The sequence below is a fragment of the Vibrio cidicii genome, from assembly GCF_009665415.1.
In the GTDB taxonomy this organism is placed as follows: domain Bacteria; phylum Pseudomonadota; class Gammaproteobacteria; order Enterobacterales; family Vibrionaceae; genus Vibrio; species Vibrio cidicii.
In genome coordinates this window covers 119,481-131,388 of record NZ_CP035922.1, presented here as the reverse complement: position 1 = coordinate 131,388, position 11,908 = coordinate 119,481, and the positions used below count along the sequence as shown (strand labels likewise).

The following is an 11,908-nucleotide window of genomic DNA, read 5'->3' as shown; positions in this document are numbered from 1 at the left end:
GTCACAACATGGTTCATCAAGTAACAAGTTTTGCGGATGCATTCTCAGCGTGGGAACAGTGGAATCTGACCAATTTTGATTACAAATGCGAGCACTTGCTGGCATTTAAAAACGCGCTGGAAGCGAAGCATTCTACGCTGGCGAAAGTGGTGTCGTACCACTTGCAACAAGCTGCTTCACTTTTGGCGGAGGCCCATCTTCTGGTTGGGCCAACCGGAGAAACCAACGAGTTGTACACCGCTGGCCGTGGCGTCGCGCTGGTGATCGTTGAAAATGAGCAAAGCGACCAAGAGGCGGCTCTATATAGCGCGTTTGCTCTGGTGACCTGTGCGCTGATCGCTGGAAACAGTGTGATTGTGTGCAGTGATAACCAAACGTTCAATGGCTTGCTCGGCAGTGCCCTTGAACAAACCCCTTTCCCATCAAACCTAGTACAGATGGTGGCTTATGATGCTGCTCAGCAGTTGATTGAGCGTGATGTACGCAGTGTTGGTTATGTTGGGCATACTTCGGTTGAGCGCGAGCTTAACCTGCAATTGGCTAAACGCAACGGGGCGATCGTTGGTTTAGTGTCTGCAACGGATCCGGCAACGTTGAACGTAGCAAACGATCCGCATCTCTCGCTGCGCTTTATTACTGAGCGCACGCGTACCATAAATATTACCGCTGTGGGTGGTAACGCAACTCTGCTCGAGTTGGGGAACGATACTCACTAACCTTTCTCCACTCCCCCCAAGCCGTTTGGGGGGAATCAGGGAAGGATAACTATTCTAATGAGGACTATCTAATGATAGAGAATAGCTTTGCTATTACGGGCACGTTTGTTGCCTATTTAATTCTTATGGTCGCCATAGGGATTTACGCTTATAAAAAGACGTCTAGTTCGAGTGATTACTTCTTGGGAGGGCGCAGCCTTGGGCCGTGGCCAGCAGCACTGTCGGCGGGTGCGTCTGACATGAGTGGTTGGTCGCTGCTTGGTTTACCGGGTTACGCTTACGCTGCGGGTATCGAGTCTCTATGGCTCGCGGGTGGTCTACTTGTTGGCACTTGGGCCAACTGGCTGATCAACGCTAAGCGCCTGCGCACATACAGTATTCAAACAGACGCTCTTACTTTGCCTGAATTCTTATCGCGTCGTTTTGATGATAAATCAAAACTGATTCAGACAATCTCTGCGTTCTTCATTCTTCTATTCTTCCTCTTCTACACCAGCTCTGGCTTGGTCGCAGGGGGCAAACTGTTTGAAACGGTATTTGGTTTAGATTACAGCATCGCGGTGATTGTCGGTACGGTGTGTGTCGTATCGTACACCTTGTTTGGTGGCTTCCTCGCGGTATCGTGGACTGACTTAGTGCAAGGCCTACTGATGGCTGCGGCGCTGATGATCGTTCCTGTGGCGGTAATGGAAGGCGGTTTTGGCCAGTTGGCGAGCGATATGCACAACATCAACCCTGAGCTGTTAACCCTTTGGCATGACGTAAAAGGGGAACCACTCTCTGCGATTGCGATTATTTCACTGGTTGCGTGGGGCCTGGGTTATTTCGGTCAGCCACACATTCTGGCGCGCTTTAAAGCCACACGTTCAAATCGTGAACTGGGTACGGCACGTCGTATCGCCGTGGGTTGGACTGCGCTTTCGATGGGCGGCGCGATCTTAGTTGGTCTTGTTGGTTTGGTGTGGGTCAATGGCCACCCAGGCACTGAACTGGCTGATGGCGAGAAAATCTTCATGTTGCTGGTTAATACCGTATTTCATCCAGTCATTGCGGGTATCTTGCTGGCAGCCATTCTGGCGGCTGTAATGAGTACCGCTGACTCGCAGCTGTTGGTTTCTTCTTCAGCCTTAGCGGAAGATTTCTACAAACAAGTCTTCAAACCAAACGCTTCTTCTGAAGAGATCGTCATGGTTGGCCGTATTGGTGTGATCGTTATTTCGCTGGTGGCGCTGTTCTTGGCGATGACGCCAGACAGCTCAGTACTGGGTCTGGTTTCCTATGCGTGGGCAGGCTTTGGCGCGGCCTTTGGCCCTGCGGTAGTTCTCAGCCTGTACTGGCAAGGGATGAACCGTAATGGCGCGTTAGCGGGAATTGTGTTGGGCGGTGTGACTATTGTGGTGTGGAAACAGCTTTCTGGTGGCTGGTTCGATGTGTACGAAATTGTCCCTGGCATTATTATTTCGACTGCGGCGATTGTGATTATCAGCAAGCTGACGGGCGGCCCTGCGAAGAATGTGGTTGAGCAGCATAAACAGTTCGAACAGAAACTGGTTGAGCTCGACTAAGCTGTCGCTCGATTTACATTGTAAATAGTCAAACCCCGCTCAGTTCGCTGTGCGGGGTTTTTGCTTGTTGAAAGAAAATAACTAAGTTGTCGCTATTTTGTCATGCTCTTAACACAAGCAGTACGTTGAACGTTATACTCGCTGCGTAACAAAGTGAGCGCTGACGATCATAACTTACCGATACGCTTCTCACTTTCGATAAAATCAACAATAAATATTGAATCTGTACCACAAAAATTAAAAGTATCTTTTTTCATGTGGGAAATTTTTGCACAAAATAGGCCACTTTCATTAACTAGTGGTCGGACATCGGAGGAAAGGTCATGCCGGAAATTTACTGCTCAGCTTGTAAAAAGACAACCGCGCACAAGGTTATCATGTGTCGTTGTGAGTCACAGCCAGTAGAAAGTTTTACCGGAAGGATCTTGAGCTTTACGCAACTGATGGCCAAATTCGTCTCGGGTGAGCACTACTACGAAATGGAGCCGCAGCATTTCTGCCGCTACTGCAATCAGAAAAACATCGCGCCAGTGAAGAAGATCCCCGCACCCTCGGTTGTGCAGCATATTTAAATTCGTACCGATACTTTGCCACTTACTAGCCTAAGCTTCTCGCTTGGGCTTTTTGCATGGATTATTTTTAATCGGCATGTGAAACCGTGGCGCCGACGGTTGCTGATCAAAGCGCTGGGCGATTACACTGACAAAAAAGAGAAAAGGACTCAAAGATGCCAGGTTACCAACTCGATCGCATCGACTTACACATATTGCGGATACTGCATCTGAAGGGGCGTCTGCCCGTGGTAGAGCTGGCGAAAATAGTCAACCTCACCACCTCACCTTGTTCTGAGCGGGTTAAACGCCTAGAAAAAGAGGGCTACATCAAAGGCTATCATGCTGAGCTCAATGCGGAAAAGTTGGGGCTGGATGTGCAAGTGTTTATTCATATTCGCCTCGATCAAACCAGTTTTTCTATTTTCGACAAGTTTGCTAAAGCGGTGGCGGATATGCCGGAAATCGAAGAGTGTTACTCTCTTTCGGGTGACTTCGACACCATGATTAAGGTGCGAGTAAAAAGTATGAAAGCCTATCAGGAGTTTATGTCGAGCAAACTGGGCACCTTGCCGGGAGTGATTCAAACTCGCAGCGAAGTGGTGATTGAAGAGCATAAAACGGGTTTTGGTGTTAATCCTGAACTGCTCTCGACCCTATATCAAAAATAGCCTTTCCTGCTCTGCTTTTACACGCCTTTTTCGACCAAGAAAAGTGGTGGCAGTGACGCACAATTTTCACTGCTTAAACAGAGCCTTGAGCGATTTTGTGCTAGGATGCGGGCACGGTTTATCTTCCCGGAATGCCAATGAACAACTTTCTCAAATTCGTCGCACTGATGCTGGCTCTGGCTGGTGGGTATTTTGCCCAAGACGTTGCCAGCTATTTCTCCGCCAAGCCCAGAAGCGTCGATCTTGCCGATTATTGCCTATTGTCCACTGAGCCTTGTCAGCAGCAGCAAGCGTCCATGACGCTAAGCGTTGACACGCTGCAACCGCTTGCCGCGGCCACGCTCACCGTTGATTGGCCTCAGAGCAGTGCCACGCAACTGGTACTGAGCTTAACGGGGGTGGAAATGGAGATGGGCAATCCAAAATACATTTTGCAGCAAGTTTCTCCCGGCCACTATGTGGGCCAGTTGGTGCTGCCTGTGTGTACGTCCGACTCAATGACTTGGGCGGGGGAACTGAGTGACGGACAACATACCCTTTACCCCGCGATGAGGATGCAACGATGAGTAGAAATTGGTCACTGATTTTAGTAGTGGCATTTGTTTTAGGTTTTGGCGTAAAAAGCTATTTTGATCAGCAGCAGAAAGTTGCCCCTAAGCCCACACCAAGTGCCGAGCAGCCAATTTTGTTTGGTGAAAACGAGCAACCAGTCGATATTTTTGACCAGAATGATCCACGCATTCGCATCGCTTATTTTGGTTTCACTCGCTGTCCGGATGTTTGTCCAACCTCGCTTGCGATGCTCGCTGGCGCGCTCAATCAACTGGATGATGTCACCAAAGCCAAGTTGCGCCCGCTGTTTATCTCTCTCGACCCTGAGCGAGATGGTGCTAAGGCTTCTGCCGAGTACGCCCACTACTTCCACCCCATGATTGAGGGTCTGTCTGCGCCACTCGATATCACCAAATCGCTGGCTAATCGCTATGGGGTTATTTTTCGTAAAACCGAGCTGAAAGATTCACAACTTAAGTACACCTTAGACCATAGCTCCTATTTTTATTTTTTGAAGCCTGACGGTACCTTGATCACCAAAGTGCCGCACACCTTAACGCCTGCACCGATTGTGGATGCAATTAAAACCACCACACAAGGACAATAAAATGAAACTGAAAGCTTTGATGATTGGCGCACTGCTGCTTAGCCCGCTCGCACACGCCAGTGATGTTATGTTCAACCATCCTTATGCGCGCGCCATGGCACCGGGGGCGGTCAACAGCGCAGTGTTTGTCGAACTGGTTAACAATAGCGCGCAAGCGCAAACCATTGTTGCGGCTAGCACTCCGGCGGCGGGAAAAGTCGAACTGCATGATGTGATCAAACAAGGCGATGTGATGCAGATGCGCCAGATTGAAGGCATTGAGGTTCCTGCCAATGGCAAGACGGAACTTAAGCCGGGCAGTTTGCACATCATGTTGTTTGATCTGGCACAGCAGTTGAAAGAGGGCAGTGAGATTGAAGTGACAGTCACGTTCGCCAGCGGTGAGAAACAAACCTTCACCGCACCAGTGAAGAAAGTGATGGCAGGCATGAAGCACGCCAGTCATTAATGTGACAGTATGCACAAAAAGGAGCGACAACAGTCGCTCCTTTTTCTTTGCTGCGCCTATACTGCCGCTGTCTAAAACACACTGGAGGAATTCTGATGATTGTCACTAACCAACTTCAAAGGGCATTGTTGGGTTAACGGAAAGTCCGTTCACAAACCTATTTATCGCAACGAGCGACTTCTCCCCATCCCTTCTTGTTTGCCCGGTACAACCGGGGTCATTCTATCGTAACGAACGAATTACACCCTGAATCCTAATGATTTAGTCAGGTGCTTTTGTGCACCGGGAAGATTCGCAATGAACAAAACAAGTAATCCACTTCAGCCAGCAACACTTTCTCAACTTGGCTGGAAACCTTTTTTTCAACAACAACTGACACTAGACGATTACGACGACACGCTGATTTGCCGTGTGCTTGCTCACCATCGTAGTGGGTATCAACTGGCTTGTGAGCAGGGCAGTTTTCATTTAGCCATTCATCATGCACAGCCCAAAATGACGGTTGGCGACTGGTTGTTGGTCGATGCGCAGCATCAGTTTAAACGGCTGCTGGAACGCCAGAGTGAATTGAGCCGCAAAGCGGCGGGCAGCAAAGTTGAGGAGCAATTGATTGCGGCCAATGTCGATACGCTGTTTATCGTCTGCTCGCTCAATGATGATTTTAACCTCAGTCGCATTGAGCGTTACCTTAGTGTCGCCAAGGAAGCGCACATTGAACCTGTGGTGGTACTCACTAAAGCGGATCTTTGTGTTGACGCCGAAGCGCGCATCCAACAAGTGAAGCAGTTAAGCGCGACGTTGCTGGTTGAAGCGGTCAATGCACTCGATAGCCATAGCGTTGACGTGTTAAGACCGTGGTGCACGACGGGCCGCACTGTGGCGTTTCTCGGCTCATCCGGGGTAGGAAAGTCAACCTTGACCAACTCGCTACTGGGTGATGAAACGCAACAAACGGGCGGGATTCGTGAAGACGACAGCAAAGGACGACATACCACCACCGCGCGTTCGGTGCATCTGATAGTCGGTGGCGGCATCATTATTGATACGCCCGGGATGCGTGAGCTGCAGCTGGCTGATTGTGGTGAGGGGGTCAGTGAGACTTTTGCCGAAATCGAAAGCTTGGCAGAGCGTTGCCGTTTTAGTGATTGTCGACACCAGCAAGAGCCGGGTTGTGCGGTACAAAAAGCGATAGAAAATGGCACATTAGAGCTAAGACGCTATCAAAACTACCTCAAACTGCAAAAAGAGCAGGCCTACAATGCGTCAACCTTCGCTGAGCAAAGGAATCGATTGAAGCAAATAGGAAAAATGCATCGTAACGTACTCAGTGATAAGCAAAAATTAAAAGCGCCTTATTGAGTTAACTGACAACGCATCTTGTTGTAGCCAAAGTGGTTATCAAAACTGCTTTGGCTATTATTTTATTCTTCTTTCTCTTGTTTATAACAACTCTACAACATTTTTCACCATCCATCACAACTTTGAACACACAATCAGCCCAGAAACAAACTAAAACTAGACACAAAATATTCCCCCGCTACTATAGATGCTATTCAGCACAACTATGCTGGATTTCGCTTAGTTCTATAGAATGAATAATCAAACCACCATAATTCTGATAAATGCAGGAATGATGTATGCAACATAACAGTCTTATAGCGCGATTTGCCCGTGGCAACCTCGTGCTACAGATCCTAGTCGGTATCATCCTCGGGATCTCACTCGCCGTCGTCTCACCAAGTTCAGCTGAAAGTGTTGGCTTACTTGGGAGCTTATTCGTCGGTGCGTTGAAAGCGATCGCCCCAATTTTGGTCTTTATCCTTGTCGCCGCTTCCATCGCCAATCAAAAGAAAAATCAGCATACCCATATGCGCCCAATCGTGGTGATGTATCTGGCGGGAACCTTTTTTGCCGCTCTGACAGCCGTTGTCTTGAGCTTCATGTTCCCAACAACACTGACCTTAGTGACAGGCGCGGAAGGGGCAAACCCACCGCAAGGCATTATGGAAGTACTTAAAACCCTGCTCTTCAAACTGGTGGATAACCCAGTTAATGCGCTAACCAATGCCAACTACATTGGTATTTTGGCTTGGGGTGTGGGCCTTGGCTTGGCGTTGCATCATGCCTCAGCAACCACGAAAGCGGTGTTTGAAGATCTCAGCCACAGCGTTTCACACATCGTGCGTTTCATCATCCGTTTGGCACCATTCGGTATTTTCGGCCTCGTTGCGTCTACTTTTGCGACCACAGGCTTTGACGCGCTAGCCGGTTACGCACACCTGTTAGTGGTACTGCTGAGCGCGATGGCGATCATCGCACTGGTGGTTAACCCTGCGATGGTTTACGTAAAAACCAAACAAAACCCATATCCGTTGGTGTTCCAGTGTCTGCGTGAAAGTGGCGTAACGGCGTTCTTTACCCGTTCAAGTGCGGCTAACATTCCAGTCAATATGGCTCTGTGTGAGAAGCTAAAACTGGATGAAGACACCTACTCGGTATCGATTCCACTAGGCGCGACCATCAACATGGCAGGCGCTGCTATTACCATCACAACACTGACTCTGGCTGCGGTACACACCATGGGTATCGAAGTGGATCTAATGACCGCGATTCTGCTCAGCGTTGTGGCTGCGGTGTCGGCTTGTGGCGCCTCTGGTGTGGCTGGTGGTTCGCTGCTTTTGATCCCGCTGGCGTGTGGTCTGTTCGGGATTTCCAACGACATCGCGATGCAAGTGGTTGCGGTTGGCTTTATCATCGGTGTTATCCAAGACTCGGCGGAAACGGCGCTTAACAGCTCAACTGACGTGGTCTTTACGGCTGCAGTGTGTGAATCAGAAGCACAAAAAGCACAGCGTTAATCTGCGCAATATGCTCTGAGTGGCATTTGATGCCACTTTGATCAAACCTTTCATCCCCGGGCTATGCTCGGGGATTTTTTTACCTCGTCCTAATACTTTTCATCCCCCGACAGCAGATCCGCGAATAAAACCACTCGAAAACATCACTTTACCTAATTAAACAAATCCGTATAATGCGCAAAAACACAAATGATAATTGTTATTATTTGCATTAAGGAGGGTCGTTGTGTTGTCCCCGGTATTTATGCTAGCGCTTTCAGCCACGTCACCAGTGCCTCAAACGTGGCAGAAAGAGTTTGACATCGAGCAAACCACGCTCCAGCCTTTGCTCACTGAGTCGCAAACCTATTTTCGTGGCACACTCTCTAGTGATGCACCGTTACAGTCCGCTTTGATTGTCGATCAGCAAGGTCAAGTGGTGAAACAACTGCTCCGCTCTGGGCAGAAAGAAGCAGAAATCTTCTGGCTGGCGGATAAGGCAGGGCGCTATCAGATAGAGATTCAGCCTTTTGCGCAGCAAAATGCTCACATTTCGCTTAATTTGAACAAGCTGGCCCTAAAGTCTGATCAACGTGTATTACCACAACATCCGCTGCTCAGCCCGCTGCTTCAGCAGACGCACGATGCGATTGTGGCCAGCAACGTCGATGCCGAGTCACTCTTCTGGCAGCGAATAGAACAAGTTGGGACCCCACTGATCGAGCCGATTGATGATGGGCAAATGCTCCTCACATTTCTTTGGCGCGGTGAAGCAGACAACGTTCGTTTGCTCGGCAGTCCGTACGATGGCCATGTTCACTTAGCCCGTCTGGCCAATAGCACCATCTGGTATAAAAGCTATGTGGTGCCAGCACAAACGCGCCTTTCTTATCGTTTAGCGCCTAATGTGCCACAAATTGTGAGTGACGATTCTCTGGAGGCGTGGCGAGAGCAGCGCCGCGCAGTGCTGGCAACGGCAGGGCCCGATCCCCTTAACCACAACGCGCTTTTTGCGCAAGACGATACGCTGTTTTCTGCCGCTTCCACCGTGACCTTACCGAAGGCGTTGAGCGATGAGATAACCCGGCCACAGGGCAATCTATCCGGCCAAGTGACGACGTTTCACTACGACAGTGCGATGCTGAACAATCGCCGCACCATCCACCTCTATCAACCCCATGCTCGCTATGCGGTGACACCAGCTTCGCCGCTGCTTATTTTGTTCGATGGGGATGCGTATCTGGGTCGCGCCTCTGTCCCGATGACGTTGGACAACTTAATTGCGCAGAAAAAAATACCGCCACTGCGTGCGGTGTTTATCAATAATCCGTTGCCCAGCTTACGTGCGAAAGAGCTGACTCCCAACGCTCGCTTTGCCGATTTTATGGCCGACGAGTTCAAGCCTTGGCTATGTCAGGCACATGGAATTTGCCCCAAGGCGGAAGAGACCATTCTTTCCGGCTCAAGTTTTGGTGGCTTGGCCTCGATGGCAATTGCTTTTCACCGCCCCGATGCCTTTGGCAAGGTGCTCAGTCAGTCTGGTTCGTTTTGGTGGGGAGAAAACCCACACAGCGGCGAGTGGTTGACACAGCAGTTTGCGCTTAGCGAGCGCAAAGATGTCGACATTTACATGAACGCGGGTGTGTTCGAAGTTAGCCCGGATTCGGCAAATATACTGAAAACCAACCAAAAACTGCACAAAGTACTGAAAGAGAAAGGTTACTCCGTGGTCTTTGAACAGGTAGCTGGTGGTCATGATTACTTCAGTTGGCGCGTTATGTTGGCTCAAGGTTTAGCCCAGTTTTTTAACCAGGATAAAAAGGAATGAAAAAGAGAATGAAAAAATCAGCACTCAGTTACGCAATTACGTTGGCGGTTTTCTCCCTCCCTGTTTTGGCGGATACAACGCAAAGTTCTGACGTGGATGTTATGGTGGTGACCGCGACCACCAACCAAACCTCGTTGCGCGAAGCGCCAGCGACCATCAGCGTGATCACCAGTGAGGATCTCAACCGCACGCCAGTGAATGATGTGGCCAGCGCGCTTGAAAGTGTCCCCGGTGTGCATGTGGTGCGCAGTTCTGGTAGCGAGCCGAATATCATTATTCGTGGTTTGAAGAACAACAATACCGCACGGGACAACTTTACCTTGTTGCTGGTCAATGGCCGTCGTATCAATTCCGGTGAGACGATGGTACGCGGTGCCGGGTTTGATTTCTCCAGCATTCCGATTAGCGCCATTGATCGTATTGAAGTGATCCGCGGGCCGATGTCGTCGCTTTATGGCAGTGATGCGCTCGGCGGGGTAGTGAACGTTATCCTCAAGCAGCCAACGGAAGAGACGCGCATTAACGCCAGTCTCTCTTATTCGCACCCTGAAGAGGGGGATGGCGCTATGACCAAAGGCAACGTTTGGGTCAGTGGGAGCGCACTGCCTGACAAACTGCTCTACTCTGTGGCAGCAGAAGTGAGCCAGCAAGATGCTTGGTTCCCTGACGATGTGCATGCTGGGAATAACTTCTCCGGTAACGCAGAGCAGGAACGTAAAGGTATCCAAGCGGCATTGACTTGGCTTGTGAATGAAAACAACAAAATCCTTTGGGATATCAGCTATCTGGAAGATAAGCGTACCTATCCCGATACCGACAGAAACAGTTCGGCGGATGATGACATCACCAACGGTAAAAAATACACCACCTCGTTGGGCCATCAAGGAGAGTGGAGTTGGGGCAATAACAACATCAACTATTTGTACGAAAACTCGAAAATCCATGATGACAACACGCACCCTCTGCTAGCGGTTGCCAATGCGAAACAGCAAAACCACTCACTGGATGCTAAGTTTGGCATCACGGCCATCGATGGACAACTGATTACCACTGGCTTTGATGTTCTTTACTCCTCAATCGACATCGACCGAGATTACAATGACAGCCAATCGCTGACGCAAAATGCGCTGTTCTTGCAAGATCAGATAACTTTGAGTGATTCCTTATCAGCAACGCTGAGTGGCCGCTTAACCCACAACAACAATTTTGGCAGTGATTTCACCCCAAGAGCGTATTTAGTGTATACCCCAAGCGATCGTTTGACGCTCAAAGGGGGCTATGCGGAAGGGTTTAAAACGCCTTCTATTTACCAATCATCGAAAGAGTTCACTCTGGTCAGCTGTGGCGGTGCTTGCTACCTGACGGGCAATCCCGATCTCAAGCCAGAGAGCTCAAAAACCGTCGAATTCACCTCTAGTTACCGCGGTGATAGCTGGTTTGTTCAGGGCACGGTGTTTGCAAACCAGATTGAAAATATGATTGACCGAGACACCTCAACACGTGCTACGGGCTTTATTACCTACCAGAACATTAAAGACGATGTTGAGTCGAAAGGCTTAGAGCTGGAAGGCGATCTGGATATCAGCGATACCCTCTATCTCAACGCGAATGCCACATACACAAAAACCGAAGTGAAAGCGACGGGGCTGGATTTGGAAAACGTGCCGTCATGGTTGGCGAACATTACGCTGAACTGGGACGTAAGCACGGATCTCACTCTGTTTACTTCAGCCAATTACACGGGGAAACAGTGGGGCTACAGTTATAGCCTCGGTGAGAACATCTGGTTTGACCCGTATGTGATCGCCAATCTCGGTGCCAGCTACCGCATCAATCATGATTGGACGGTAAAAGCAGGCGTCACCAACTTCCTAGACAAAAATCTTCAAGCGGAAAGCCAAGATTATCAGGAAAGTGAGATCGGTCGCTCTTACTACATCACCATCGATATGGCGCTGTAATCACAAGCCTTAGCCTTCCCCAGACGCTGGTTTGGGGAGGGCTTGATAACCTGTGCCCTTCTTTCATTCTCGCTTAATCTCTTTTGTTTCCCTGTTTTCCTTTCATCCATATTGTTTTGTTCGATATTGTTTTTTTATTTGGGTACTGAATGCGCTTTTTTCGTGAGCTACA

11 protein-coding genes are annotated in these 11,908 nt (G+C 49.4%); all 11 read left to right on the top strand.

All coding sequences use genetic code 11. The annotated features are described in order from the left end of the window. Positions 1–8 precede the first annotated feature (8 nt). Positions 9–716: a 1-pyrroline-5-carboxylate dehydrogenase gene (locus EWA64_RS16170; protein WP_039426594.1), complete on the top strand. Its 708-nt coding sequence runs from the start codon at positions 9–11 to the stop codon at positions 714–716. A gap of 71 nt (positions 717–787) precedes the next feature. Next, the gene (putP, locus tag EWA64_RS16165; protein ID WP_369435842.1) at positions 788–2,281 is read left to right on the top strand and encodes a sodium/proline symporter PutP; all 1,494 of its coding nucleotides are present in this window, start codon (positions 788–790) and stop codon (positions 2,279–2,281) included. A gap of 323 nt (positions 2,282–2,604) precedes the next feature. Next, positions 2,605–2,853, top strand: a complete 249-nt coding sequence (locus EWA64_RS16160; RefSeq protein ID WP_039426591.1) for a hypothetical protein — start codon at positions 2,605–2,607, stop codon at positions 2,851–2,853. Positions 2,854–3,008: 155 nt separating this feature from the next. After that, positions 3,009–3,503, top strand: a complete 495-nt coding sequence (locus EWA64_RS16155; RefSeq protein ID WP_039426589.1) for an Lrp/AsnC family transcriptional regulator — start codon at positions 3,009–3,011, stop codon at positions 3,501–3,503. Positions 3,504–3,640: 137 nt separating this feature from the next. Next, a complete protein-coding gene (locus EWA64_RS16150; RefSeq protein ID WP_061895488.1) occupies positions 3,641–4,069 on the top strand; it encodes a hypothetical protein in 429 nt (142 codons plus the stop codon). Then, a complete protein-coding gene (locus EWA64_RS16145; RefSeq protein ID WP_061895489.1) occupies positions 4,066–4,662 on the top strand; it encodes an SCO family protein in 597 nt (198 codons plus the stop codon). Before EWA64_RS16150 ends, EWA64_RS16145 begins: the two co-directional genes overlap by 4 nt. A 1-nt stretch (position 4,663) precedes the next feature. Next, positions 4,664–5,110, top strand: coding sequence for a copper chaperone PCu(A)C (locus tag EWA64_RS16140; protein ID WP_061895490.1), 447 nt, complete (start codon positions 4,664–4,666; stop codon positions 5,108–5,110). A 297-nt stretch (positions 5,111–5,407) separates the two neighbouring features. Beyond that, positions 5,408–6,469, top strand: a complete 1,062-nt coding sequence (gene rsgA / locus EWA64_RS16135; RefSeq protein ID WP_061895491.1) for a ribosome small subunit-dependent GTPase A — start codon at positions 5,408–5,410, stop codon at positions 6,467–6,469. Between the two features lie 278 nt (positions 6,470–6,747). Further along, complete coding sequence (sstT, locus tag EWA64_RS16130; RefSeq protein WP_061895492.1) at positions 6,748–7,968, top strand: serine/threonine transporter SstT; 1,221 nt, start codon at positions 6,748–6,750, stop codon at positions 7,966–7,968. 226 nt (positions 7,969–8,194) lie between these two features. Further along, entirely contained in the window at positions 8,195–9,775 is a 1,581-nt protein-coding gene (gene fes, locus EWA64_RS16125; RefSeq protein WP_139045721.1) for an enterochelin esterase, read from the top strand. A gap of 8 nt (positions 9,776–9,783) precedes the next feature. Continuing rightward, entirely contained in the window at positions 9,784–11,736 is a 1,953-nt protein-coding gene (locus tag EWA64_RS16120) for a TonB-dependent receptor plug domain-containing protein (RefSeq protein WP_061895494.1), read from the top strand. Positions 11,737–11,908: the final 172 nt, after the last annotated feature.

Bases quoted from the DNA above. Each gene is read 5' to 3' on its own strand.
- EWA64_RS16145 (WP_061895489.1), top strand. From the start codon at position 4,066: ATGAGTAGAAATTGGTCACTGATTTTAGTAGTGGCATTTGTTTTAGGT.
- EWA64_RS16155 (WP_039426589.1), top strand. From the start codon at position 3,009: ATGCCAGGTTACCAACTCGATCGCATCGACTTACACATATTGCGGATA.
- EWA64_RS16170 (WP_039426594.1), top strand. From the start codon at position 9: ATGGTTCATCAAGTAACAAGTTTTGCGGATGCATTCTCAGCGTGGGAA.
- EWA64_RS16140 (WP_061895490.1), top strand. From the start codon at position 4,664: ATGAAACTGAAAGCTTTGATGATTGGCGCACTGCTGCTTAGCCCGCTC.
- EWA64_RS16160 (WP_039426591.1), top strand. From the start codon at position 2,605: ATGCCGGAAATTTACTGCTCAGCTTGTAAAAAGACAACCGCGCACAAG.
- putP (WP_369435842.1), top strand. From the start codon at position 788: ATGATAGAGAATAGCTTTGCTATTACGGGCACGTTTGTTGCCTATTTA.
- sstT (WP_061895492.1), top strand. From the start codon at position 6,748: ATGCAACATAACAGTCTTATAGCGCGATTTGCCCGTGGCAACCTCGTG.
- EWA64_RS16120 (WP_061895494.1), top strand. From the start codon at position 9,784: ATGAAAAAATCAGCACTCAGTTACGCAATTACGTTGGCGGTTTTCTCC.
- rsgA (WP_061895491.1), top strand. From the start codon at position 5,408: ATGAACAAAACAAGTAATCCACTTCAGCCAGCAACACTTTCTCAACTT.
- EWA64_RS16150 (WP_061895488.1), top strand. From the start codon at position 3,641: ATGAACAACTTTCTCAAATTCGTCGCACTGATGCTGGCTCTGGCTGGT.